This window comes from Synechococcus sp. JA-3-3Ab (assembly GCF_000013205.1).
In the GTDB taxonomy this organism is placed as follows: Bacteria; Cyanobacteriota; Cyanobacteriia; order Thermostichales; family Thermostichaceae; genus Thermostichus.
Genome location: NC_007775.1, coordinates 213,895 through 236,745, shown reverse-complemented (window position 1 = coordinate 236,745; position 22,851 = coordinate 213,895). Strand labels below are relative to the sequence as shown.

Below are 22,851 nucleotides of genomic sequence, written 5' to 3'. Positions count from 1 at the left end.
TGCCAGGAGAGCCCTATGAAAGACCTGTTTAATCGATCCTTGGTGAGCCGGATCCCTCTTCTGGCTCTGCTGAGTTTACTGAGCCTGGGCCTCTGGCCCACTCACGGGATGGGATCCCGTTCACAGGAAACCCCGGTGCGGATTCCCTTTGAGCCAACGGTGACCTATGGGGAAGGCTATGGAGAAGAGGCTGTGGCCCAACAAGCCCAAAGTCGCTTTGCGCTAAAGCTGTTTGATCGCCTGCTCCAGCAGCAGCCGCAAGAGAACCTCTTTTTCTCTCCTTTGAGCATTCACTTGGCTCTGAGCATGCTGTACAATGGCGCCGCTGGGGAAACGCAGGCGGCCATGGCCGAGGTGCTGGAGGCCCAAGACCTCTCCCTCCATGAGTTGAACTGGACCAATGCCCAGATGGCGCGCTGGCTGGTGGAGCGATCCCAAGCAGAAGGGCCGATCCAGGTGCAAATTGCCAACGGCCTTTGGGTCGATCAAACCCTCACCCTGCGGCCTCCCTTTTTGCAGGCGCTGGCCACCTATTACCAAGCAGTGGCCAATCGGGTGGAGCTGGGATCCCGCCAGACGGTGCAGGCGATTAACCGTTGGGTAGCCGAGCGCACCCAGGGCCAGATCGACCGCATCGTGGATCGCCTCAGCCGGGAAGACAGGCTGGTTTTGCTCAACGCCATTTACTTCAAGGGAGAGTGGACCCAACCCTTCGATCCGGCCCTGACAGAGCCCCAGCCCTTTACCCGCCCAGATGGCCGCCGTGTCCAAGTGCTGCTGATGGCCCAATCCGGTCGCTACGGCTACCGGGAGACCGAGCAGCTCCAGGTGGTGCGCCTGCCCTATGGGGAAGGGGAACTGGCTATGGTGATCCTGCTGCCCAAGCCAGGGGTGAGCCTGGAAGCCCTGCGACAGGAGCTCAGCCCAGAAACTTGGCAAGAATGGACGGGATCCCTGCCCACCCGCCCCGGCTCGCTGCGGCTCCCCAAGTTTAAGCTGGCCTACGAGACCGATCTGGTGCCGGCTTTGCAGCAGTTGGGCCTGGGGATCGCCTTTTCCCGTCGGGCCGATTTCAGCCAGATGACCCCAGAGCCGACGCAGGTCAGCAGAGTCTTGCACAAGGCGGCCATCGAAGTAGATGAAAAGGGATCCGGGGCGGCAGCCGCCACCGGGGTCATCGTCTCCCGCACCGCCAGCGACCGGCAAGAGCCCTTCCAGTTCGTAGCAGATCGCCCCTTCTGGTTTGCCATTGTGGCCTCCGGAGCCAACCGGGAGGCGCAAACTGTGCTGTTTATGGGATCCGTAGTCAACCCCAAGTAGAGGGCTGTAGCTCTGCTGGAACCTCCGGCTTGGGCGCCCCCTCCTTTTCCACAAGCAACTGGGCACGGCTGGGACGGCCCCACAGCACCTGCTCCTGCTGGTAAACCACCATGCCGGGTGGGGATCCCTTGGGTTTGAAGACGCACTTAGGGCGGGTATACACCACCGGTACCTGGTCGCTGAAGCGACCGCGGCTAAAATACGCCGCCAGATCGGCAGCCGCCTGCAGATCTTCACTTTCGGCCACCGCGCCCGGAGGCAGGCGCAACAGCACGTGGCTACCGGGGATCTCTTGGGCGTGAAACCACCAATCTTGGTCTTGGGCCACGCGGAAGGTCAGCCGATCATTTTGCCAGTTGTTGCGCCCCACCCAGATGGAGAAGCCGCTGGGGCTAGTGAAGCGATAGGGGTTGAAGCTGGCTGAAGAGGCCCGTCTGGATCCCTCTGCCCGGCTGGGGCTCTCTAGGTAGCCTTGTTGAATCAGCTCGGTCTCAACTTCTCGAAGGGCGGCCAAGTCCTGGGGATCCCGATAGGTTCCCAGATGCTGCAGGGTCGCTTCCACCTGCTCCAGGTAGCGGATCTCTTGCGCTACAGCTTCTAGCAAGGGCTGGACGGCCTCCTGGGCTCGTTTTTGTTTGCGGTGCTTGCGGTAGTAGGCCTGGGCGTTGAGAACAGCGTTTTTCTCCGGATCCAGCGGGATCTTGACCATCTGGCCGCTAAAAAAGTCTGGCAGCTCCATCAAGCTCAGCCCTGGCCGCCAGAGGTGGAGATGGGCCATGAGCAGATCGGCAGCCTGCTTGGAGGCTTCCGCTTGGGCCGAGTCGGCCAGCATCCTCTCGAAGTGCTCTTGCCGCTGGCGGAGTTTTTTCAGCAGGGCAGCCAGCTTTTGCCCCAGGCGCTGCCGCTCTCGCTCAAAGCGTTCGCGGTTGAGCTGGGCTTGGTAGTAGGCTTCCAGGAGCTGATGCAAGTTGGGTGTAGAGGGATCCCCGCCAGAGCCCCTCCAGCCGAGAACAGTGTACCCCTGGGGGGTAAGGGCCGGCTTAAACTGAGCCGTTTCCAGGCGGGCCAGCCAGTCCTGCCACCAAAAAAACAGGGCCTGCCACTCCTGGGGCGAGAGTTGGTTGCTGGGGGTTTGGGGTGGGATCCCGGCCTGCAGGCACATGGCCTCTGCCAAATGCCGGCTCAGGCCGCGGTAGCAGCGCAGCAGCCGCTGAGCAATGGGGCCAGGGATTAGGGCAAGACGCTCTTGCCACTGGGAGAAGGGCTCGGCTCGCTGGGGGATGGGATCGCTGAGGGCAGGGGGAGCTTCGTAAAGTAGACCCGGCTGCACCGGCCGTACCCGCGACTGTCGCTCGCTTACCCCGTGGCCGCAGGCCAAGATCATGCCCCCCTCGTCCACCAAGATGGCGTTGCTGTACTTGCCCATCACTTCCAGATAAAGGTGGCGTTGAGGGGGATCCGCGGGGCGAGGGGCAAAGCGAAAGTCAATCACCCGCTCCCACTCGTCCAGCAGCGCCAGCTCCGTCAGCGCCAAACCCCGCAGGTGCCGTTGCAGGTGTTGGCTAAAGGGCAAGTCCTCTGCTTCCTTGGGGGGAGCCTGACAGAGGTGAACTCGGGCCGCCTGAGGATGCCAAGACAGTAGCAAGCAAGGACGCGCCTTGAGGGTGCGCAGGCCAATCACCACCGTCCACAGATCCGTCTGCTGGATCCACTCCACGCGGGCAGGCAGCAAGGGATCCCCCCCGGCCTCAGCCCCTTTTAGATCTGCCAGCACAGCACGGAGGGTGGTCAGGTCAACCGGTTGCATCCCTGCTGCTCCTTGGGATCGGGCAACGCCTGGGGAACTGAACGAGGGCCTCCTTCCATTATCTGCCGCTCCCCTAGCTGGCGCTGGCAACAAAAAGACTCCGCCCAATCGACTTGAGCGGCAACCAAGGGGCTGCATTGGGGCAAGAGGCTTGGTACTTCCACCTTTGGGCTTTTTGGCCCAGGTGCCTTCAATTCTCAGGCAGAAACCCCGAGCTGCCTAGTCCTCGTCTTCATCGTCATATTCTTCATCATCGTACTCCTCCTCTTCCACTACCTCGTCCAGATCGAGCAGCACAGCATTGAGTTGGTCGAACAGGGCTGGCGAGTCCTCTGGGTTCAGTAGGTAGGGATCCCCCTCGTCAGGCAGGGCCACGTAGACCAGAACTGGGTCGAGGGGCGTAAAGATGCCGTATTTCTTGTCTTTGTAGAAGAAGGTAGCCAGCAGTTGGAATTCCTGGGCATCTTCCTCGCTTTCGCCCAGCTCGAACACATCTTCCTCTTCAACAGGGGGCAACTCTCCCTGCACCGTCAGGATGTCGAAGCCGTTTTGCTGCAGAGTCAAGTTCAACTCCTCCAAGACGGCCTGGATGGTGGGGATAGCAGCCTGGAGCTCCTCTGGATCCGGCTCATCCAGGATCCCTTCCATGTCCGCATCTCCGTTCACCGCTTGGCCGGGCTCTTCTTCCCCCTCCCAAACCAGAACTTTGATCACGGCGTCCACGGGCGTGGCCAGTGCATAGGCTTGTTCCTCAATGACCACCTGCCTCAGGATCTCGCATTTCAGAGGCTGGTTCTGCTCGTCGCGGAGCACTAAGGTTTCGCGGGATTCGGCCATGGAAAGCAACCCAGGGTAGGAAAATGAGGTCAACCAAAGCTTATTCTCCCATGTTCTGATCCCCCGCAGAACTCAGGGATCCTCGTCGGCACTGCCGGCTTCGGCCTGGGCCAGGGCTTCCAGAGCCAGCAGGATCTCCTCTTCTCGCTGGCTATAGGTCTCTTCATCGATCTCCCCCAGATCGAGCTGAATCTGGAGAGCGGTGAGTTCTTTCTGGAGGTTTTCTTTGCTGTCGAGTTGTGCCTCGGCCCGCTCGCGAATCTGCTCCGCCAACCACAGCAAGCTCTGGGCCGGCCACGTCAGCAATTGCCAAACCATCCCCGCGCCTCTCCCGTGATTTAGGTCAATCCTAACAAGCGGATCCCACCTCCGCCTAAAGCCCGATAACCGATGCTCAGACCCTCCCAAAGGTGGCGCCATAGACCCGAAACAGAGGGATCCCTGCCGCTGGACTCTGCTGCTGGTTGCCGTTGCTGATACATTTACGCTGAACACTGCTGAACATCACTGTTCAACTATGCAGCGATAGCATTCTGCTTGTTTCCATTCGCGTTAGCGGGACGGAGTCCAAACAGAATGGCGGTATCCCGCAAAGCTTTGAGTAGAATACCCAAAGCGCAGTTTCCGTGTCGTCTTACTACCAATTTTCTGCTTTGCTTTGGCTACCATGTTGGCAGACTCGAAAGTAAACAGAAAGATCAACTGGTAGTAATCCGTACTGAACATATTATACATTATTTTCAGTATAGTTGAGCTTATTATTGACTAGAGTCATGCTCCTGTTCCAGCAACTCCAGCAGGTGGGTGTTGTTGGCTGCCCTGGCTGCTTCTAGACGATGGGCCAGAGAGACAGCGATGTTCCGCCGATGGCGGGCCAGAAAGCTAGCTCCACTCGCTTCAGCAGTTGCGCTCATAGAAATAGATAGAAAAAGGCCGAGGCAGTTGAACGGGCTATGGAGGTGTTGAGACGAGTGGGGATCGCCGAGCAAGCCGAGAAGTATCCTGGTCAACTTTCGGGGAGGCAGCAGCAGCGGGTGGCGATTGCCCGCGCTTTGGCCATAAATCCGGCGGTGATGCTCTTCGATGAGCCCACCTCGGCCTTGGATCCGGAGATGGTCAAAGAGGTGCTGGACGTGATGCGGGAGCTGGCCCGCTCGGGCATGACCATGGTGTGTGTAACCCACGAGATGGGCTTTGCCCGCGAGGTGGCGGATCGGATTGTCTTCTTCGACCGCGGCAAGATCGTGGAAGAAAACACCCCCCAAGAGTTTTTCAGCAACCCCAAGGAAGAGCGTTCTCGCCTTTTCTTGTCGCAGATCCTGTCCCACTAAGGGGCTGCGCTTAGAGAGGCGCAAGCCGTGCCAGAAAGGCCCCCTCCGGCTCTTGGTAGAGAATTTGTCCCTGCCAGCCGTTGGCGTGGGCACAGCGCAGCAGGGTTTCCGGATCCACAAACAGCCAGGGAAAGGGATCCCCGCGCTGCCCGCCGTACTCGGCCACAAAGTTCACCACCCTGGCTTTTGCCTCGCCCGCTGTTCTGCAGTCTCTCCCCTTCTCCCGATCCTCGGCTTCAGAATTAGCTGAACTTTCTACCTGCGGCAGATCCGCCGCGTCGCCCTCTTCACTGAGATCGGCTAGATCGGTGGAATCCACAAGCAACTGGCCGGTGGGCTGAACCCAGTGGCGGGCCAAGCTTAAAAAGCGCTCCAACCCCGCCAGGGATCCCACCAGGCCGGCGCCGTTCATCAGCAGCAGCAGCGTATCGAAGGGCTCTTCCGGCCCCTCCCAGTGGAACAGGTCGGCGGCGATGCGGCAATGCACCCCCCGTTCGGCCATGATCTGCAACGCCACCGGCGAGCGATCCAGGGCGGCTACGGCAAACCCCTCCTCCTGCAACAGCAGGCTGTGGCGGCCCGTGCCGGCGCCAATGTCCAGCACCCGACCGCGGCAGAGCTCTAAGGCCAGGGCCTCCACCTCCGGCAGCTCTTGGGTGAAGAACACCTCCGGCGAGACCACCTGGGGCTCCTCTGCCAGCGGGATCCCCTCGGCGCTGTAGGCGTGCAAGAGCAGGGATCCCCTCGCCTGGCCCCGGTGCCAGTCCCACAGGGCTTGCTCGAGCGGATCCTGAGGCAAAGGGTTTTCGACAACCTCTATCATGGGAAGGGAAAGCCTCTAGTCCTGAATTTGCTGAACAACATATTGTCTTACGGAACTAAAATAGCCATACTGAATTAAGCGTGCTGCCGCGGCTATCCCAAAGTTATGTTGCTAGGTTTTTGCACCCGATTGGAACTAAATAACCGGCAAAAGACCTTGGCCGCTCAGCATGCAGGGGTAGCTCGTCACGCCTACAACTGGGGTCTGGCTATCTGCAAGCAGGCTGTTGAATCCAAACAGAAGCTACCCACGGCTATTGACCTGCACAAGCGCTTGGTAGCCGAGGTGAAGAAAGAAAATCCCTGGTACTACCAGGTCTCCAAATGCGCTCCTCAGCAGGCCCTCCGCAACTTGGAGCAAGCCTTTAAGCGCTGGCGGAGTGGGTTGGGGAAGTTCCCCCGCTTCAAACGCAAGGGAGTGCGAGACAGCTTTTACTTGGAAGGTAGCATCCGCATCTCTGGTGACCGCATCAAGGTACCTATCCTTGGTTGGTTACGCTGTGCGGAGCTGCTCCCCACTGCCACACCCAAGAACGTGGTCATTAGTCTTCGCGCTGGACATTGGTATGTCTCCTTCAAGTATGAAGCTCCGGCGCCTCAGGTGGAGAAGACCGGGGAAGTTGTGGGAGTAGACTTAGGTATCAATCGCTTGGCCACCTGTTCCGACGGGGAAGTATTCGAGAATCCAAAGCCCTATTACAAAGCGAAGAAGCGTCTGGCCAGGCTGCAACGGCGACTGAGTCGTAAGCAGAAGGGATCCGCTAACCGTAAGAAGGCAGTAGCCCAGCTCGCTAAGGCCCATAAGCGGGTGGCAGACATTCGGCAAGACAATCTGCACAAGCTAACGACCTACCTGGCCAAGAAATATCGGGTAGTGGTGATTGAGGACTTGCAGGTGAAGAACCTGCTTAAGAACCACAAGCTGGCAGGAGCGCTGTCAGATTGTGGCTTTTACGAGTTTCGGCGACAGCTAGAGTATAAGGCCCGGCTCTACGGCTGTCAGGTGGTGGTGGCGGATAGGTTTTATCCGTCCAGCCAACTGTGTTCTCGCTGTGGGCACCGACAGAAGATGCCGCTACAGGAAAGGATGTTCTGCTGCCCGTGTTGTGGTCTGGAGCTAGACCGCGACTTGAATGCAGCCCTAAACCTGTTGCGGTGGTACAGAACTACCTCAAGCTCTGGGGGAAGTGACGCCTGTGGAGATCCCTCTGGCGGGGTGGTAGGGGTGAACTCTGCCGCTAGTCATGGGTCGCTGAAGCAGGAAGAAAGCAGCGATGCTGGGCAAAGTTCTGCTTTGTTCAGCGTTGCATAAGTCTTTCGGAGCGGAAAGCTAGAGTCTTGCCCCAATGGCCATTGCCGCATTTCTTTACGCTGCCGCTTTGGTTCTTTTGCTGATCGCAGGAGTCGTTTGGGCCACCTCTCAGCCGGCTAACTTGGAGACCGAGCCACAGGCCGGCGCACCTCCAGAAGAGCCCCCGGCAACCCCATCTGTTCCTGTTTCCATTGTGGAGCAACTGGAGCGCCAATACCGCAACAGCCCTTCCTACCGTCCCGATCCTTAGCGTATACTTCAAGAAAGTTCTTGAAGATCCTTGAAGAGGGGGGGTCCAAGAGCTTCCTGAAGGCGTGAGCGGTACCCCTGCTGTCCGGATTCTGCTGTTCTCTTCCTTGGGGCCCATGGCTGCGAAGTCTCCACCCCCTATCGTCTACATTGCCCTAGGGCTATTGCTCCTCTGGGGTGGTCATCGCGCCTGGCAGGCGGGCTACATCCGCTGGCCAGAAGGGATCCCTCTGCCAGGGTTGGGCGGTAGGGCCCAAGATCTGCTCTTAACCAGCGGCGAGCGCACCCTGTTTGCCGATAGCAGTCCCGCCGCCGTGGCTGCAGCAGAGCTGTTGCGCCAGGGCAATTTCGGCGCGGCGATCCCGCTCCTAGAGATGGGGCTACAGAACAACCGCAACGACCCGGAAGCTCGCATTTTCCTCAACAACGCCCGCGCCCAGCAGCAGGGCAACCCCTTGAGCATAGCCGTGGTGGTGCCCATCTCCAGCAACCCCAACCGCGCCAAGGAGACCCTGCGCGGCGTGGCCCAGGCCCAAGAGGAGCTATTTCAGCAAGGGGGTATTGCAGGGCGGCTGCTGCGGGTGGTGATTGCCGACGACGGGGATAACCCAGAGCGAGCGGCGGCAGTGGCCAAAGCCCTGGTGGGCCAGCCCGAGATCCTGGGGGTGATCGGCCACAACGCCAGCGATGCCACCCTGGCGGCGGCTGAGATCTATCAGTCTGCCGGCCTGGCCATGATCTCCTCCACCTCCACCAGCACCCGCATCAGCCTGCTGGGGAACGCCATCTTTCGCACCGTCCCCTCCGACCAGATTGCTGGCACGCAACTGGCCCGCTATGTCCTTAACAAACTGCGCCTGCAGAGGGTGGCCATCTTCTACAACCCCAACAGCGCCTACAGCACCAGCCTGCGCGACGCCTTTGCCGCTACCCTGACCAGCGAAGGGGGCGTTGTGCTGGCGACCTTCGACCTGTCGGCAGCCGATTTCAACCCCCAGGCCAGCCTGCAGACAGCTCTGGGGCAGGGATCTCAGGCGGCTTTCTTGGCGCCCACGGCTTCCGTGGCCGAAAAAGCGCTGGCCGTTGCCCGCGAGAACGCTGCCCTTGGCCAGCCCCTCGCCCTGGTGGGGGGGGATGTGCTGTTTAGTCTCACCACCCTCAAGGAAGGGGGGGCAGCAGTAGAGGGGCTGGTGGTGGCGGTGCCCTGGCATCCCGACGTGCCCCGCAACCGCGGCTTTGCCCAGAAGGCAGCCCAGATGTGGGGAGGGCAGGTGAGTTGGCGCACGGCACTGGCCTACGACGCCACCCGTGTTTTTCTCCAGGCTATTCGGCAGGGATCCCCCAGCCGCAGCGGCATTCTCACTGCCCTGGGCGACCCCAACTTCCGCTTGCCAGACGGCGCTTCCGGGGAGGTGCGCTTTTTGCCCTCCGGCGACCGCGATGCTCCCCATGTGCTGGTGCGCATTGAACGGGGCAACCGCTCCGGCACCGGCTACGATTTTGTGCCCCTCCCCTAGGGCAGGCGCTACAGTAGGGGGTGCTCTCCATCTCCTCAGCTTGGACAGATCCCATGCCCAGCCGGATCACCGCGTGTTTTCAGGCGCTGCGCAGCCGCGGCGAAGCCGCCCTCATCCCCTACCTCACCGCCGGGGATCCCAACTTGGAAACCACCTTTGCGGCCCTGCAAGTTTTGGAGGAGAACGGCGCCGACCTCATCGAGTTGGGGGTGCCCTATTCGGATCCCCTGGCCGATGGGCCGGTGATCCAGGCAGCAGCCACCCGCGCCCTCAGCCGGGGCGTCACCTTGGGCGACATCTTGCAGGGCTTGCGGGGCCTCTCGCTGCGGGCTCCCCTCGTCCTGTTCACCTACTACAACCCCATCCACCAGCTCGGCATCCCCACCTTTGTGCGGCAACTGCGCCAGGCCGGCTGTGCCGGCTTGGTCGTCCCCGACCTGCCCCTGGAAGAGGCCGGATCCCTGCGGGAAGCAACGCAGGCGGAGGGGATCGACCTCATCCTGCTGGTGGCCCCCACCAGCCCCGCCGAGCGAATGCGCCGTATTGCCCAACAGTCCAGCGGCTTTATCTACCTGGTCAGCACCACCGGCGTCACCGGCGAACGGGCCACCCTGGAGCAGCGGATCCCGGCCTTGCTGCAGCAACTGCGCCAATACACCTCCCTGCCGATTGGGGTAGGCTTCGGCATCTCCACCCCCGACCAGGCCCGCCAGATTGCTCTCTGGGGAGCGGATGCGGCGATCGTGGGCAGTGCCTTTGTGCAACGGCTGGCCAAGGCCCCCACCCCCGCCCAAGGGCTGCAACAAATTGCCCACTTCTGCCGGGATCTCAAAGCTGCCCTGCAAGGCATAGGTACCCCGCAACATTGACTGCTGCAGTGTGTGGGCAAGAGGCTTGCCTTTATCTCAAAACAAGTGAAACGAATGTTTACATTTTTTTACTGCCCTCGCCGACCAGTTTCTGGCCTGCTGACCCAACAGAGCCAGAGGATTGGCGGCCAAGCAGACACTCTGGTGCCTGTTTATTTGTAAATCTTCACAAAACACTCATCCCTCCCACGCTATAAAATTGACCTGGATGCTCGGCTGTCTGAAAGTCGCAGAGGTTCTTGACCTGTCTCAAAATCTGGGGCTTCGGTGGGGGTAGTTTTGAGCAACCCGCTCCACAGGATCCCCGGTTTTTGGGCAAGGAGGATCCCGCAAACAACAGAGTTTGGGATCCCACTTTTGAGAGGTTCAGCCAGTCGCCCATCGCTTTTTGGAAAGACCAGAAGGAGATCCATCATGCAAGACGCCTTTACCCGGGTGATCGCTCAGGCAGATGCACGCGGTGCCTTTTTAAGTGATCAAGACTTCGACCGTCTGGCGGCTTTGGTGGCAGAAGGCAACAAACGCCTGGATGCTGTCAACCGCATGACCAGCAACGCCGCCCAAATCGTAACCAACGCGGCTCGTTCCCTGTTTGCCCAGGAGCCGGATCTGATCGCCCCTGGCGGTAATGCCTACACCAACCGTCGCATGGCCGCCTGCCTGCGGGACATGGAGATCATCTTGCGCTACATCACCTACGCCACCTTGGCGGGGGATAGCTCGGTGCTGGAAGATCGCTGCCTCAACGGCCTGCGGGAGACCTACATTGCGCTGGGGGTGCCCACCAGCTCCATGGCCAACGCCATTGCGGCCATGAAGAAGGAAGCCCTGGCCAAGATCATGGATCCGAACGGCATCACCCCTGGCGACTGCTCGGCGCTGCAAAGCGAGGTGGCCAGCTACTTCGACAAGGCGGCTGCCGCCATTGTTTAAGTTAAAAGCGGTCGTCCCTCTTTAAAGCTCCGTGAGATCGCCTAGATCCCTTCTTTCCGACAGGCAGACAGGCATTCCCAACTTGGAGGAGTGCCGGCTGCTCAACTAAGACTTTTGCTAACAGTCAACGCATTTAGGAGTTGCAAGGTGAAAACTGTCATTACCGAAGCGATTGCCGCTGCTGACAATCAAGGGCGTTTTCTCAATGCCAGCGAGCTGCAGGCCGTTAATGGTCGTTACCAGCGCGCTGCTGCCTCTCTGGAAGCGGCCCGTGTCTTGACCCAAAACCAACAAACGCTGGTGCGCGAAGCGGTGCAGGAAGTGTTCAAGCGCTTCCCCTACCTGACCCAGCCGGGCGAAATGGGTCACGGCGATGTGTTTCAGGCCAAGTGTGCCCGCGACATTGGCTACTACCTGCGCTTTATCACCTACTCGCTGGTTGCAGGCGGCACGGGCCCCCTCGATGAATACCTGGTGGCGGGCCTGCGGGAGGTGAACCGCTCCTTTAACCTCTCCCCGAGCTGGTACATTGTAGCTCTGCAGCACATGAAGAGCCGTGCTCTGGGCATGCTGAAGGGCCAAGCGGCGAACGAAGCAGCCATTTACTTCGACTACGCCATCAACGCCCTTAGCTAAGGGATGCCAGAGTAGAGATCCCGTTTTTGGGGGAGCGATCTCTTTCTTCGTCTTCCAATTGAGTGCCCCTACAGAGCAGGCAGCAGCCCAAGTGGAGCTGAGCTGGTCGTTTCCAGGTTTTCGGCGCCGCGGCTCTCTTCGAGCCAGCTAGGTTGTCTGCCTGCTTCCCAAGCTTTTGTGCCTGGGTACAGTTCTGCCTCTAGAGGTGGCTTTTGCGGCCTCTCTGGCGGTCAAGAGGTCTTCGTGCCCAGGTGCCGCACAAAGTTGAACTCGACTCGGGGGAAAACGATGTTTGGTCAAAGCACCAGCGGCCCTGAAACTTTGACGGAAGCCGGCAGCCGGGTTTACAAGGTTGAGTACACTGGCCTGCTCAACCCACCCGATGCTCTGGCCACCTCGGCTAAGGTGCGTCGCAGTACCATGAGCATCACAGTTCCTTACAGCCGGCTGTCCACGGAGATGCAGCGCATTCTGCGGATGGGCGGCAAAATCGTGCAGGTCACTGCTCTATCGGCGGCCCCTGCCCAGAGCAACGGCGCTGCTGAGTAAGGGATCCCTCTGCTCAACGGCAGTCATCGGCAAGGTGGCCTCGATTCCATGGACGGCTCTGCAAGGGTTCCCATGACATCCAACACAGCGGTGCTGCCCCAGCCGCTCACCTGGGAGCAGGCGATAGCGCGGCTGCAGGGGGATGACCCGCAAGATCGGTACTATGCCGCTTGGTACTTGGGCACGGTTCGGGATCCGCGGGGGGTAGAGCCACTGCTGTTGGCGTTGCGAGATGAGCGGGATCGCACCGCCTTGGGGGGCTACCCGCTACGGCGCAATGCGGCCAAAGCCCTTGGGCAAATTGGCGACGTGCGGGCCGTGCCCGGCCTGATCGAGGCCCTTGGCTGTAGCGATCTGCATGTGCGGGAAGAGGCTGCCTATGCCCTGGCCCAGTTGGGAGACCGGCGGGCGGTGGCTCCCTTGCTGGCCTTGCTGCAGTCGCGGGAGCAGGAGCAGCCCTGGGAAGCCTTCATCGAAGCGCTGGGCCAGCTCAACGCCACCGAGGCCGAGGCGGCGATTCGGCCTTTCTTAAGCCACCCCTCGGAGCGGGTGCGTTCGGCAGCCGCTTGGGTGCTCTATCGCTTTACACAAGCCGAGGAGCTGACCCAAGTTCTGGTGGCGCTGCTGGCCCACCCCAATTTCAGCCTGCGCCAGGCGGCCCTTTTCGATCTGGCAGAATCCGGCTGGGTGGCAGGGGCGCCGCTGTTGGCGACAGCCGATGTGGCGCTTAACCTGCGCATCAATGCTCTGAAGCGACTGTTCGACGTGGCGCTGCAGTTAGGGCGAGTGCCGCCGGATCGGGTGGCAGCAGCGATCATCCCGCAACTGGACAGGCTGTTCTAGACGTGAAAGGGCTTGGGGCTCTCCCCCCCTATTGGCTCGCTTGGATGTTTCGTTAGTTTTTTACTTACCTTGGCCTCTGGGTTGTCTATGTCCTCTTCCTCGGCTGCGCAAGTGCTTCCCGCTGCTGTGGCTCAACTGGCCGCTGAACTGGAACAGGCCACCTCAGCGGAAGAACTGTTGCGGGTGGTGAGAGCGCTGGGATCCTTGGGCCACGTGGAAGGGATCCCCCTGCTCATTCGCGCCTTTGGCTTCAACCGCCCTGCCGTGGGGGAGGCCGCGCTGGAAGAGGTGTTGCGCTTTGGGGAGGCGGCGGTAGGGCCTTTGCTGGCCAACATCGATGGCTTCGACTATGGGGCGCGCGCCTATTCGGTGCGGGCGTTGGCCCGTATCGGCCACGGCGATGCCTACCCCTTTTTGGCGGAAGCCATTGTGGCGGACTTCGCCCCTAGCGTGCGGCGAGCGGCGGCCCGTGGGCTGGGACAGGTAGCGGCACGGCGGCCCCTCTCCGATCAAGAGCGAGCCTTGCACCTGTTGCGGCAATGCCTGGGCGACGCCGACTGGGGAGTTCGCTATGCCGCCGTCGGATCCCTGACGGATTTGGCTCGGCTGGGAGAGGCGTCCCTGCGATCTGCCGTCGAGGCAGCCCTGCAAATGGCCTTGCAGGATGCGGATCCCTTGATTCCCCTACGCGCCCGCCTAAGCCAGCAGGAGCTGGCTGCTGATCCATAACCCCTGCCATTTTGTTGTTTCGTTTCCTCAGGAGCATAACCTATGACTCTTCCGCTGCTTGCCGATCGCCCCACCACGCAAAGCGTGCGGGTGGAGCGCTACTTTGTACCCAGCGACGAAACCCCGCCCGCCTATCGCCCCGACGACCCGACGGGCATCGAAAATGTCATCCGCGCCGCCTACCGGCAGATCTTCAGCGAACACCTGATGCTGGAGAGCTACCGGCAAAAAGCGCTGGAGTCCCAGCTGCGCAACGGGGCGATCTCGGTGAAGGAGTTTATCCGTGGCCTGGGCAAGTCGGAGGTGTACCGGGATCTGGTCATGGTTCCTAACGACAACTACCGCTTCGTCGAGATCACCTTCCAGCGCTTCCTGGGCCGGCCCACCTACAGCCAGCAGGAGCGCATCAAGTACTCCATCATCCTGGCCACCCGCGGTCTGAACGGCTTTATCGACGCCGTTGTCGACAGTGAGGAGTACAACGCCGCCTTCGGGGACGATGTGGTGCCTTACCAGCGCCGCCGCCTTTCCGAGAAGCCGACCAACTTGCTCAACCCCCGCTACGGGGCGCGGTGGCGGGATGTTTCCGGCGTGAAGCGCTCGACGCGGGAAGTGGTGCGCACCTACCGGATTACTCGGCCTCCCAAGCCCGGGGATCCGGAAAACTTCCTCAACATGGCCCGCATGCTCAATCCCAAGCCGGCAGCGCGGCAAAACATCAGCGTCTTCGATCTGAAGATCCCCGACATGACCACCAACCGCCGCTGAGGGTTCGGCCTCCTACCCACTGCGCCCTTGCCAAGCTCTCAAGCCGATCATCCGACGCCGTTCGGGTGGATCGGCTCTTCGGCTTGGTTGGGGCAAGATTCGTTATAATCTGGGTGATGCTTCTTAACACTTGGGTTACATGAACAATCCAGTTGTGCGGGCTTTTTTTGTCGGCAAGGCGGTGGCCGACGTGCTGCGAGAGCGCCTGGAGAGCACCCTTGCCGACCTTGCCGGGGAAGTGGGCAAGGTGTGGGCGGAGCTCCAAGAGGGCTGGCAGACCTTTGCCCAGGATGTCATGGCCCGGGCTGAGGCGGAAGCATCGCTAGCTGCCCAGGAAATGGCGGCACCCCCCTTCAAGGCAGAAGACCTGCAGGCAACCCTAGACGACCTGCGGGCAGAGGTGGCGCAGTTGCGCTCCGAATTGCAGAAGTATCGGAGTCGAAACGCTTGAACGCCAGCACACTCCCATCCCGAGCCGTTTTGGGATCCGAACCCGCCAAGCCCTATACCGCCTACCGTTGGGCCCGAGAAAACTACACCCGCTGGGGCCGCCTCATTGATATTTGGCGATTTGTGCTCACCTGGCTGTTTTACCTCTGGCTGGATCAGCAGGCGTGGAGCTACGGGGGGCAGCCCACAGCGGAGCGCAAAGCCAAACGCCGCCGCGCCAGGGCCATCTGGATCCGCGAGACGCTGCTCCACCTCGGTCCTACTTTTATCAAGGTGGGGCAGTTTTTCTCCACCCGGGCCGATCTCTTCCCCTCCGAGTACGTCGAGGAGCTGTCCAAGCTGCAGGATCGGGTGCCTGCTTTTGGCTACGAACAGGTGGCAGCCATCGTGCAGCAAGAGTTGGGCAAGCCCATTGAGCAGATCTACAGCTATTTCGATCCCACCCCCTTGGCGGCGGCCAGCTTGGGGCAGGTGCATCGGGCCAAGCTCAAGACCGGCGAAGAAGTGGTGGTCAAGGTGCAGCGTCCGGGCCTGACCCGCCTGTTCACGATCGATCTGGAGATCTGCCGCGGTATTGCCGAGTTCTTTCAGTACCACACCCGTTGGGGCGGGCCGGGCCGCGACTGGATCGGCATCTACGAAGAGTGTCGGCGCACCCTCTGGGAGGAAGTGGACTACCTCAACGAGGGCCGCAACGCCGACACCTTTCGCCGCAACTTTCGGGACATGCCACAAATTGCCGTCCCCAAAGTGTACTGGCGCTACACTTCCCCCCGCCTGCTGACGCTGGAATACCTGCCAGGGATCAAGATCAGCGACTACGAAGCCCTGAGCGCGGCGGGGCTGGATCGCAAGCTCTTGGCCCGCTTGGGGGCAGAGGCCTATTTGCGGCAACTGCTCAAAGACGGCTTTTTTCACGCCGATCCCCACCCTGGCAACATTGCCGTCAAGCCGGATGGCACGCTGATCTTCTACGACTTCGGCATGATGGGGCGCATTCGCCCTGGCATCAAGGGAAAGTTGGTGGCCATGCTGGCGGCTGTGGTGGCCAAAAATGCCGACCTGGTGGTGGCCTCGCTGGTGGAGCTGGGCGTGTTGGTGCCCACTGCCGATCTGGCGCCAGTACGCCGCTCGGTGCAGTACATGTTGGATCACTTCATGGACAAGCCCTTTTCCAACAGCTCCGACGAGATCTCGGTGATGGCCATCAGCGAAGACCTCTACGAGCTGGCCTACGATCAGCCGTTTCGCTTTCCCGCCACCTTTACCTTTGTGATGCGGGCCCTGACCACGTTGGAGGGGCTGGGGAAAAGCTTGGATCCGGAGTTCAATTTCCTGGAAGTGGCCAAGCCTTTCGCGGAGGAGCTGATGAACGGTAGCAAACCGGAGACGGAGACTCTGCTAGCCCAGGTCAGCCGCCAGGCGGCAGAGTTCACCAGCAGCAGCCTCAGCTTGCCCCGCCGTCTTGAAGCGACCTTGAGCAAGCTGGAACAGGGGGAGCTACGCCTGCGGGTGCGATCCAGCGAGGCAGAGCGTTTGCTGCGCAAGCTGAACAGCACCGGACGGGGAGTTATCTACGCGGTGTTGTTTGCAACTTTTTTTCTCAGCGCAACCCAGCTATTTTCGGCTGGGCATGCTACTTTAGCGATCGTCACCCTGGCTTTGGCCGTTCTCGCCGCTTTGGCGCTGGTCAGGGTACTCTTAAAGGCAAATGGATCAGAGCCACTGATGTGATGCGACGATATGCCTGCGCTACGGATCCAGGCAAGGTCCGCAGCAGCAATCAGGATGCCTACTACTGTGATCCAGAAGGACGTTACTTCATCGTTGCCGATGGCATGGGAGGGCACGCTGCCGGAGCAACAGCCAGCCTGTTGGCGGTCGAGGTCATTCGCGAGTGCCTTGAGCGGGGTTGGCAGACCGTGCCAGCGCCCAAGCTGCTCAGCGAGGCGATAGAAGCGGCCAACGAGGCCATTCTTAAAGACCAGCGAGAAAACCCGGAGCGGGCCGACATGGGCACCACCGTGGTGGTGGCTCTGGTGGATCCCAACAACAATTGCTGGAGCGCTCACATCGGCGACTCTCGCCTTTACCGCCTCCGCGGATCTGAGATGCAGCAGATGACGGAGGATCACACCTTGGTAGCTCGCTCGGTTCGCCAAGGGGAGTTGACCCAGGCGCAAGCCCGCATGCACCCCTGGCGCCACATTCTCGAGCGCTGCCTGGGCCGCCCCGATGCAGGGCCGCCTGCTGTTCAGCCGATTACAATGCGCCCTGGGGATCGCCTGCTGTTGTGTAGTGACGGGCTCACCGAAGAGCTAGATGACGAGGTCATCGCCGAGTACTGCCTGAAGGTGGAGGATTTGGATCAACTGGCCTGCCAGTTGGTCGAGGCGGCCAAAGAGCGGGGCGGTCGGGACAACATCACGGTGGTGATCGCCGAATACGCCTAGTTCGCGGCCAGCTAGAGACGGTATTGCCGGTACACTTCGCCGGCAGCCCGGTGCAGGAGCGAGTGGCGGTAGACAAGCTGAGCGAGGTCGTTGCCGTAGCCGCCGCCGATAACGCAGGCAACGGGGTAGCCTCGCTTTAAGCAGGTGTCCAGCACCTGCATATCGCGGCGGAAGAGCCCCTCGTCGCTGAGGGCCAGCTTGCCCAAGAGATCTTCGCGGTGGGGATCCACCCCCGCATCATAGAGCACCAGATCCGGGCGCACCTGAGCCAACAGATCGGGCAGGTAGTCGGCCAGGGTTTGCAGATAAGCTTCGTCTTCCAGGCCCACCGGCAGGGGCACGTCCAGGTCGCTGGCCTGCTTGGTGGCGGGGAAGTTGGCGGCGCAGTGCATGGAAAAGGTAAACACCCGCGGCTCGGAGCGGAAGATCCAGGCGGTGCCGTCGCCCTGGTGCACATCCAGGTCTACAATCAGAACCTTTTGCACCAGCCCCTGCTGCAGCAGGACTTGGGCGGCAATGGCCAGGTCGTTGAAGATACAAAAGCCGGAGCCGTAGGCGGGGAAGGCATGGTGGGTGCCGCCGGCGGTGTTGCAGGCCAAGCCATGGCGCAGGGCCAATTGGGCGGTCAGGACGGTGCCGCCCACCGCGCGACAGGTGCGCTGCACCAGCTCGGGACTCCAGGGCAGGCCGATGCGCCGCTGCAGTTTGGCCTCCAGGGATCCCTCGCAGTAGGCCCGCACGTACTCTGGCGTGTGCACCGATTCGATCCAAGCCAGGGGGGGGAGTTCCGGCTGATGCACTTGCTGAGGGCGGATCACCCCTTCCCGCAGCAGCAGCTCGTGCAGGAGGCGGAATTTGGGCATGGGAAAGCGATGGCCCGGCGGCAGGGGGGCGCTGTAGTCGGGGTGGTAAACGACGGGCAAAGACATTCCAAGCAACCGGATCGACGGGGGTGAGCATAGCCTATTGGGGCCCCAGTGCTTATGGTAGAGGTAGCCCACTCTGGCCGGATCCCTGCGGGGGCTCTGCGCTGTTCTCTCTACCGCCGCGATTCCCTATGTTTACTGCGTCGGATCCCTTTTTGGGTCGCCTCTTGGCCCAGCGCTATCGCCTGACCCATCTGCTGGGGCAAGGAGGCATGGGGCGGGTCTACTTGGCCCAGGATCTGCTTTTTGGCGGGGTGGAAGTGGCCGTTAAGCTGCTCTCCCAGCCGGCGATGGACGAGCAGGCCCGCCTGCGCTTTGAGCGGGAAGCCAAAGCCTGCGCCGCTTTGGGCCAGAAAAGCCTGCACATTGTCAAGGTAAGCGACTACGGCATCACTGCCGATGGGGTGCCTTTCTATGTGATGGAATACCTCAACGGCCAAACCCTCAAGGACATTCTGGCGACGGGATCTCTGCCGCTGGAGCGCTTTTTTCGGCTGGCCCGCCAAATTGGCCTGGGGCTCAAAGCAGCCCACGAAGGGATCCTCCTGGAAGGACAGCGGATCCAGGTGATCCACCGCGACCTCAAGCCGGCCAACGTGATCGTGCTGGCCGACGAAAGCTTGGGGGAGCTGGCGAAGCTGGTGGACTTTGGCATTGCCAAGCTGCTCAACACCCGCGAGTCGCTCAGCCTTACCCACGCCTACCTGGGGACGCTGGCCTACTCCTCCCCGGAGCAACTGGAAGGGTTGCCGCTGGATGCCCGCTCCGACATCTACAGCTTCGGGATCATGCTCTACCAGATGGTGTCCGGCCAGATGCCCCTCCAGCCTACCACCGAATCTTTCCCGGGCTGGTACCAGGCCCACCACAAGCAGCGTCCCCTGCCTTTGGAAGAGCTGGGACTGCCGTTGGCGCTGCCCGCCGGTTTGTCGGATCTGATCCTCAGTTGTTTGGCCAAAGATCCGGCCGCCCGTCCGCCCACGGTGGCCAATGTGTTGGCGGAGCTGGAGCGCATCCAAGCCAGAGCGCAGGGATCCCCCAGAGGAGCTTCCCAGGCTGTTGCCCTTCAATTTCCAGCGATCCCCTCTGGCCCGCTTTTTCCCTCGGCGCCCCCCCTGGCCACGGCCGGCACGCTGCGGCTTGCGCCCCCGACAATGGCCAGCGAGAACAGGGGATCCCTGCTCTGGGCCCGCCTGATCCCCTTCTTGGGGGGCAGTTTGCTGGGCTTGGCCTTGGTGAGTTGGGGGTTGGGACGGTTGCTGCAGCGCCCTGCGGCTCCGGTGCTCTCCGGCTCTCGCCCCTCGCCAGCTGCCACGGAGTTAGAGGATGAGCGCCCAGGAGCGGAGGCGCAGCCCGATACGGCCCCTGAAGTTCTCGTTCCGGATATCCTTGGCAGCAGTGCTGGGCAGGACGAGGGCGCAACCCGTCGGGATCCGGCACCGGAGCTAGAACCCTACAGCGGGCCGGTGTTGCGCGCCTTCCCTCTCCAGACTTCCCGTGAGGTGGTGCGGGCCGCCCTGGGATCCCCCAGCCAGCAGGGGCGAGGCGCTCGGCCCAACACCGTCTACGACCTGTACCGCTTGGGCAGCATGAACTTGAGCCTCACCTACGACGAATCCAGCCTGGCGCTGCAACAAATCGAGGCCACCGTCGCCGACGACGTGCCCGCCCCGCAGGCGGAAGGGCTGCTGGAAGACATGCTGCAGGCCCCCTTGCCCCCCCAGTTGCAGCGAGAACTGCAGGCGGTGCGGGAAAACCGTTCTGAGCGCGTCCAGTTCCGCGTCGGCCCCTGGTCTGGCGTGGTCGAGCGCACCCCCCAGGGCCACCTCTACATGGCCGTTTGGGATCCCCCGCCCACCGTCCCCGTTGCCCAGCCCCGCCCAGCCCCCAGAGCCACTCCAGCCGCCGCCGGCCCTCGTCCCGGCCAGACCCTGCAGGAGCTGCTGCGCCGCGCGCGCGAATTGCGGGGAGATTGAGCCATGTCTGCTTCTGAAGACAAGAATTCCCTACGGGGCACCGTCGCTCGCTTCTTCAAGACCCTGGCGAGGCCCTTTCCGGTCGGGCCTACGGCCCTCCTCAAGCCTGCCGAGCCCCCTCCCCCCAAACGCCCGGTGCGCCTGCAGATCACCTGCCCAGGAGAGCCTCCCCAGGTGTTTGTCCTGCAGGGATCCGACATTCTTGGTCGCAGCCAGACGGTGGCCACCATCCGCATCCCCGCCCCTGCGGTGAGCCATCTGCACGCCCGCATTCGCCCGCGTCCGGGCTGGCGTCTGCCTGGCTTGGGGTGGCGGATCCCTCTGCATCCCCTCCTCTACTGGCTGGGGTGGAACGCTGGTCGCTACCAACTGGAAGATCAAGACTCCACCAACGGCGTCTTTCGCCTCAAGCCCTTTGGCGGCGCCGAGCGGGTGCGGCGGGTGATCCTGCGCCACGGCCAGCGACTCAGCCTTGGCCCGCCCCGGGATCCGGAGAGCGTGGTTATTCAGGTGTTGGATCCACCGCCGCCGCAGGTGTACGGGGTGCGCGGCTGCCTGATCCTGATGGCGCTCTTGGGGCTGGGGGCGAGGCTTTGGATCGGCCATGAGTGGAGCAAGTTCTCAGTAGAACCGCCGCTGGCCGCCGATCGCAACCCCCTGATCGTCCTGGCCGGGGATCGGCAAACCGAGCTGCGCCGCCACCAGGGGGATCTCTACCGGGAGCTGCCCAACCTGGAAGCCTTTGGCCCGATTCTGCCCAAAGTGGTGGTGGCCGCCGAAGATCACCGCTTCTACTCCCACTTCGGGGTCGATCTGCTGGGCATTGCCCGCGCCTTTTGGGTCAACCTGCGCTCCGGGGAGGTGCAGCAGGGGGGCAGCTCCATCAGCCAACAACTGGCTCGCACCGTCTTGCGCGACTACACCGGCTCAGGCAACACCTTTGGCCGCAAGCTGCGGGAGGCCGTCGCCGCCCTCAAGCTGGAACGGCGCTACAGCAAAGACGAAATCCTCACCCTCTACCTCAACAACGTCTACCTGGGCAACGGCCTCTACGGCTTTGAGACCGCCGCCCAGTTCTACTTCGGGATCCCCAGCCGCCAGCTCAGCCTTTCCGAAGCCGCCACCCTGGCCGCCATTCTGCCCGCCCCCAACGCCTTCAACCCCGTCGCCAACTACGAGGCCGCCGTGCGGGGCCGGGATCGGGTGTTGGATCGCCTCAGCGAGCTCAAAGTTTTCCCGGAAGAGGAGATTCGGCGGGCCCGGCGCAGCCGCCTCACCCTCAACCCCAACCTGCGCTCCCAGACCTCGACAGTTGCCCCCTACTTCTACAGCACCGTCTTCCAGGAGCTGCGGCAGCTTTTGGGGCAAGATCTCTCGGCAGAGGGCAACTTCGTCATCGAGACGACGCTGCATTTGCCCTACCAGCGGCTGGCGGAGCAGGCCCTGGCCCAAACGGTGCGCGAGGTGGGATCCCGCCTGGGCTTCAACCAAGGCGCCTTGGTCAGCCTCGACAGCCGCAACGGCGAGATCCTAGCTCTCGTGGGCGGGATCGACTACACCGCCAGCCCCTTTAACCGTGCCACCCAAGCCCAACGGCAGCCCGGATCCACCTTCAAAGTCTTCGCCTATGCCGCTGCCCTCAGCCAGGGGATCCCGCTGTCGCAGGTGCTCTCCTGTGAGCCGCTTACTTGGGGCAACCTCACCTTTCAGGGCTGCCGCTCGGGAAGTGCCCCCATGGACTTGGCCCGCGGCCTGATCCTCTCCGAAAACGTGATCGCCCTGCGGCTGGCCCAACAGGTAGGGCTGGAGCGGGTGGTGGCCATGGCGCGGCAAATGGGCATCCAATCCCCCTTACAGCCCTATCCTTCCCTGGTTCTCGGCACGATGGAGGTGAACCTGCTGGAGCTGACCGCGGCCTTTGCCCCTTTGGCCAATCGCGGCCTTTGGTCTAGGCCCCACACCATCCGCCGCATCCTGGATAGCAGCGATTGCGCCAACCCCGACGACTTTCGCACCTGCCGCGAGATCTACCCCGGTCGCGAGGATCCCCGCTCGCAGCGGCTGGTTTTGTCGGAGAGCGTCGCCCAGCAGATGACCGCCGTATTGCAAGGGGTGATCCGCTCCGGCACCGGCACCGCCGCCCGCCTTGGGATCGGGGAGGCCGGCAAAACGGGCACCACCACCGCCAACAGGGATCTGCTCTTTGTCGGCTACACGCCCAATCCGCCTCTGGTAACCGGCATTTGGCTGGGCAACGACGACGCCAGCCCCACCCGCGGCAGCAGCAGCATCGCCGCCCAAACTTGGAGAAACTACATGAGCCAAGTCATTCAATAGGCGACCTTGGCAAACAAGTTCTAACAACTTGACAGAAAACCTCTCCCCCTTCTCCAGGGGGAAGTGCCCGGTGGGAGCGTTGCAAGCTGTCGCGAAACCGTCTGTCACATCTCCTCCCCCGAAGGAAACGGGCTTAGGGGCGGCAGGGCTGCGGCCCGGCAGCGTTGCGAAACGCTTGGGAGGTTTT

Annotated in this window: 22 protein-coding genes and 1 pseudogene; 17 read left to right on the top strand and 6 right to left on the bottom strand. The window is 61.9% G+C overall.

From position 1 onward, the window contains the following. Positions 1–15: 15 nt before the first annotated feature. Positions 16–1,320 (top strand): serpin family protein, encoded by a 1,305-nt coding sequence (locus tag CYA_RS01090; protein WP_011429148.1) that lies wholly within the window; start codon positions 16–18, stop codon positions 1,318–1,320. Here the strand turns inward: CYA_RS01090 and CYA_RS01085 are convergent. The 4 genes from CYA_RS01085 to CYA_RS14950 form a co-directional block, all read right to left on the bottom strand. Then, the gene (locus CYA_RS01085) at positions 1,307–3,127 is read right to left on the bottom strand and encodes an Rqc2 family fibronectin-binding protein (protein WP_011429147.1); all 1,821 of its coding nucleotides are present in this window, start codon (positions 3,125–3,127) and stop codon (positions 1,307–1,309) included. The two genes, CYA_RS01090 and CYA_RS01085, sit on opposite strands and share 14 nt — an antisense overlap. A gap of 219 nt (positions 3,128–3,346) precedes the next feature. Continuing rightward, a complete protein-coding gene (locus tag CYA_RS01080; protein ID WP_011429146.1) occupies positions 3,347–3,964 on the bottom strand; it encodes a DUF3727 domain-containing protein in 618 nt (205 codons plus the stop codon). 72 nt (positions 3,965–4,036) lie between these two features. Continuing rightward, positions 4,037–4,282: a gas vesicle protein GvpG gene (locus CYA_RS01075; protein WP_011429145.1), complete on the bottom strand. Its 246-nt coding sequence runs from the start codon at positions 4,280–4,282 to the stop codon at positions 4,037–4,039. Between the two features lie 440 nt (positions 4,283–4,722). Beyond that, the gene (locus CYA_RS14950) at positions 4,723–4,878 is read right to left on the bottom strand and encodes a hypothetical protein (RefSeq protein ID WP_168173320.1); all 156 of its coding nucleotides are present in this window, start codon (positions 4,876–4,878) and stop codon (positions 4,723–4,725) included. 15 nt (positions 4,879–4,893) lie between these two features. On the opposite strand from CYA_RS14950, the pseudogene CYA_RS01070 reads away from it, so the two are divergent. Next, positions 4,894–5,295: pseudogene (locus tag CYA_RS01070) on the top strand (amino acid ABC transporter ATP-binding protein); the annotation flags it as partial. 10 nt (positions 5,296–5,305) lie between these two features. On the opposite strand, the gene CYA_RS01065 reads toward CYA_RS01070, so the two are convergent. Further along, on the bottom strand, positions 5,306–6,118 hold the full coding sequence (locus tag CYA_RS01065; RefSeq protein WP_011429142.1) for a class I SAM-dependent methyltransferase: 813 nt from the start codon (positions 6,116–6,118) through the stop codon (positions 5,306–5,308). 105 nt (positions 6,119–6,223) lie between these two features. Here CYA_RS01065 and CYA_RS01060 point away from each other — a divergent pair, with 105 nt between their 5' ends. From CYA_RS01060 to CYA_RS01000, 13 genes are all read left to right on the top strand, one after another. Further along, positions 6,224–7,429 carry an RNA-guided endonuclease InsQ/TnpB family protein gene (locus tag CYA_RS01060; protein ID WP_011429141.1) on the top strand — a complete coding sequence of 402 codons (1,206 nt, stop codon included), beginning with the start codon at positions 6,224–6,226 and terminating at the stop codon, positions 7,427–7,429. 34 nt (positions 7,430–7,463) lie between these two features. Further along, complete coding sequence (locus CYA_RS01055; RefSeq protein WP_011429140.1) at positions 7,464–7,679, top strand: hypothetical protein; 216 nt, start codon at positions 7,464–7,466, stop codon at positions 7,677–7,679. 115 nt (positions 7,680–7,794) lie between these two features. Beyond that, on the top strand, positions 7,795–9,195 hold the full coding sequence (locus tag CYA_RS01050; protein WP_011429139.1) for an ABC transporter substrate-binding protein: 1,401 nt from the start codon (positions 7,795–7,797) through the stop codon (positions 9,193–9,195). Positions 9,196–9,248: 53 nt separating this feature from the next. Then, positions 9,249–10,064 (top strand): tryptophan synthase subunit alpha, encoded by an 816-nt coding sequence (gene trpA / locus CYA_RS01045; protein ID WP_011429138.1) that lies wholly within the window; start codon positions 9,249–9,251, stop codon positions 10,062–10,064. Between the two features lie 414 nt (positions 10,065–10,478). After that, positions 10,479–10,997 carry a phycocyanin subunit beta gene (locus CYA_RS01040; protein ID WP_011429136.1) on the top strand — a complete coding sequence of 173 codons (519 nt, stop codon included), beginning with the start codon at positions 10,479–10,481 and terminating at the stop codon, positions 10,995–10,997. 147 nt (positions 10,998–11,144) lie between these two features. Then, a complete protein-coding gene (locus CYA_RS01035) occupies positions 11,145–11,633 on the top strand; it encodes a phycocyanin subunit alpha (RefSeq protein WP_011429135.1) in 489 nt (162 codons plus the stop codon). Between the two features lie 288 nt (positions 11,634–11,921). After that, the gene (locus tag CYA_RS01030) at positions 11,922–12,182 is read left to right on the top strand and encodes a phycobilisome linker polypeptide (protein ID WP_011429133.1); all 261 of its coding nucleotides are present in this window, start codon (positions 11,922–11,924) and stop codon (positions 12,180–12,182) included. 72 nt (positions 12,183–12,254) lie between these two features. Next, on the top strand, positions 12,255–13,025 hold the full coding sequence (locus CYA_RS01025; RefSeq protein ID WP_228375394.1) for a HEAT repeat domain-containing protein: 771 nt from the start codon (positions 12,255–12,257) through the stop codon (positions 13,023–13,025). Between the two features lie 87 nt (positions 13,026–13,112). Then, positions 13,113–13,754, top strand: coding sequence for a HEAT repeat domain-containing protein (locus CYA_RS01020; RefSeq protein WP_099812571.1), 642 nt, complete (start codon positions 13,113–13,115; stop codon positions 13,752–13,754). A gap of 42 nt (positions 13,755–13,796) precedes the next feature. Then, the gene (locus CYA_RS01015) at positions 13,797–14,522 is read left to right on the top strand and encodes a phycobilisome rod-core linker polypeptide (protein WP_011429130.1); all 726 of its coding nucleotides are present in this window, start codon (positions 13,797–13,799) and stop codon (positions 14,520–14,522) included. 139 nt (positions 14,523–14,661) lie between these two features. Beyond that, positions 14,662–14,973 (top strand): DUF6825 family protein, encoded by a 312-nt coding sequence (locus CYA_RS01010; protein ID WP_011429129.1) that lies wholly within the window; start codon positions 14,662–14,664, stop codon positions 14,971–14,973. A 29-nt stretch (positions 14,974–15,002) separates the two neighbouring features. Beyond that, positions 15,003–16,706 carry an ABC1 kinase family protein gene (locus CYA_RS01005; protein ID WP_187147161.1) on the top strand — a complete coding sequence of 568 codons (1,704 nt, stop codon included), beginning with the start codon at positions 15,003–15,005 and terminating at the stop codon, positions 16,704–16,706. Beyond that, on the top strand, positions 16,706–17,425 hold the full coding sequence (locus CYA_RS01000; RefSeq protein WP_011429127.1) for a Stp1/IreP family PP2C-type Ser/Thr phosphatase: 720 nt from the start codon (positions 16,706–16,708) through the stop codon (positions 17,423–17,425). Before CYA_RS01005 ends, CYA_RS01000 begins: the two co-directional genes overlap by 1 nt. 11 nt (positions 17,426–17,436) lie before the next feature. On the opposite strand, the gene CYA_RS00995 is transcribed toward CYA_RS01000, so the two are convergent. Then, positions 17,437–18,354 (bottom strand): histone deacetylase family protein, encoded by a 918-nt coding sequence (locus tag CYA_RS00995; protein WP_011429126.1) that lies wholly within the window; start codon positions 18,352–18,354, stop codon positions 17,437–17,439. 128 nt (positions 18,355–18,482) lie between these two features. On the opposite strand from CYA_RS00995, the gene CYA_RS00990 reads away from it, so the two are divergent. Then, the gene (locus tag CYA_RS00990; protein ID WP_011429124.1) at positions 18,483–20,327 is read left to right on the top strand and encodes a serine/threonine-protein kinase; all 1,845 of its coding nucleotides are present in this window, start codon (positions 18,483–18,485) and stop codon (positions 20,325–20,327) included. A gap of 3 nt (positions 20,328–20,330) precedes the next feature. Continuing rightward, positions 20,331–22,664, top strand: a complete 2,334-nt coding sequence (locus tag CYA_RS00985; protein ID WP_011429123.1) for a transglycosylase domain-containing protein — start codon at positions 20,331–20,333, stop codon at positions 22,662–22,664. The last annotated feature ends 187 nt before the right edge of the window (positions 22,665–22,851 follow it).

Coding starts and splice junctions, on each gene's coding strand:
- CYA_RS01090 (WP_011429148.1), top strand. CDS start 16: ATGAAAGACCTGTTTAATCGATCCTTGGTGAGCCGGATCCCTCTTCTG.
- CYA_RS01085 (WP_011429147.1), bottom strand. CDS start 3,127: ATGCAACCGGTTGACCTGACCACCCTCCGTGCTGTGCTGGCAGATCTA.
- CYA_RS01080 (WP_011429146.1), bottom strand. CDS start 3,964: ATGGCCGAATCCCGCGAAACCTTAGTGCTCCGCGACGAGCAGAACCAG.
- CYA_RS01075 (WP_011429145.1), bottom strand. CDS start 4,282: ATGGTTTGGCAATTGCTGACGTGGCCGGCCCAGAGCTTGCTGTGGTTG.
- CYA_RS14950 (WP_168173320.1), bottom strand. CDS start 4,878: ATGAGCGCAACTGCTGAAGCGAGTGGAGCTAGCTTTCTGGCCCGCCAT.
- CYA_RS01065 (WP_011429142.1), bottom strand. CDS start 6,118: ATGATAGAGGTTGTCGAAAACCCTTTGCCTCAGGATCCGCTCGAGCAA.
- CYA_RS01060 (WP_011429141.1), top strand. CDS start 6,224: ATGTTGCTAGGTTTTTGCACCCGATTGGAACTAAATAACCGGCAAAAG.
- CYA_RS01055 (WP_011429140.1), top strand. CDS start 7,464: ATGGCCATTGCCGCATTTCTTTACGCTGCCGCTTTGGTTCTTTTGCTG.
- CYA_RS01050 (WP_011429139.1), top strand. CDS start 7,795: ATGGCTGCGAAGTCTCCACCCCCTATCGTCTACATTGCCCTAGGGCTA.
- trpA (WP_011429138.1), top strand. CDS start 9,249: ATGCCCAGCCGGATCACCGCGTGTTTTCAGGCGCTGCGCAGCCGCGGC.
- CYA_RS01040 (WP_011429136.1), top strand. CDS start 10,479: ATGCAAGACGCCTTTACCCGGGTGATCGCTCAGGCAGATGCACGCGGT.
- CYA_RS01030 (WP_011429133.1), top strand. CDS start 11,922: ATGTTTGGTCAAAGCACCAGCGGCCCTGAAACTTTGACGGAAGCCGGC.
- CYA_RS01025 (WP_228375394.1), top strand. CDS start 12,255: ATGACATCCAACACAGCGGTGCTGCCCCAGCCGCTCACCTGGGAGCAG.
- CYA_RS01020 (WP_099812571.1), top strand. CDS start 13,113: ATGTCCTCTTCCTCGGCTGCGCAAGTGCTTCCCGCTGCTGTGGCTCAA.
- CYA_RS01015 (WP_011429130.1), top strand. CDS start 13,797: ATGACTCTTCCGCTGCTTGCCGATCGCCCCACCACGCAAAGCGTGCGG.
- CYA_RS01010 (WP_011429129.1), top strand. CDS start 14,662: ATGAACAATCCAGTTGTGCGGGCTTTTTTTGTCGGCAAGGCGGTGGCC.
- CYA_RS01000 (WP_011429127.1), top strand. CDS start 16,706: ATGCGACGATATGCCTGCGCTACGGATCCAGGCAAGGTCCGCAGCAGC.
- CYA_RS00995 (WP_011429126.1), bottom strand. CDS start 18,354: ATGTCTTTGCCCGTCGTTTACCACCCCGACTACAGCGCCCCCCTGCCG.
- CYA_RS00990 (WP_011429124.1), top strand. CDS start 18,483: ATGTTTACTGCGTCGGATCCCTTTTTGGGTCGCCTCTTGGCCCAGCGC.
- CYA_RS00985 (WP_011429123.1), top strand. CDS start 20,331: ATGTCTGCTTCTGAAGACAAGAATTCCCTACGGGGCACCGTCGCTCGC.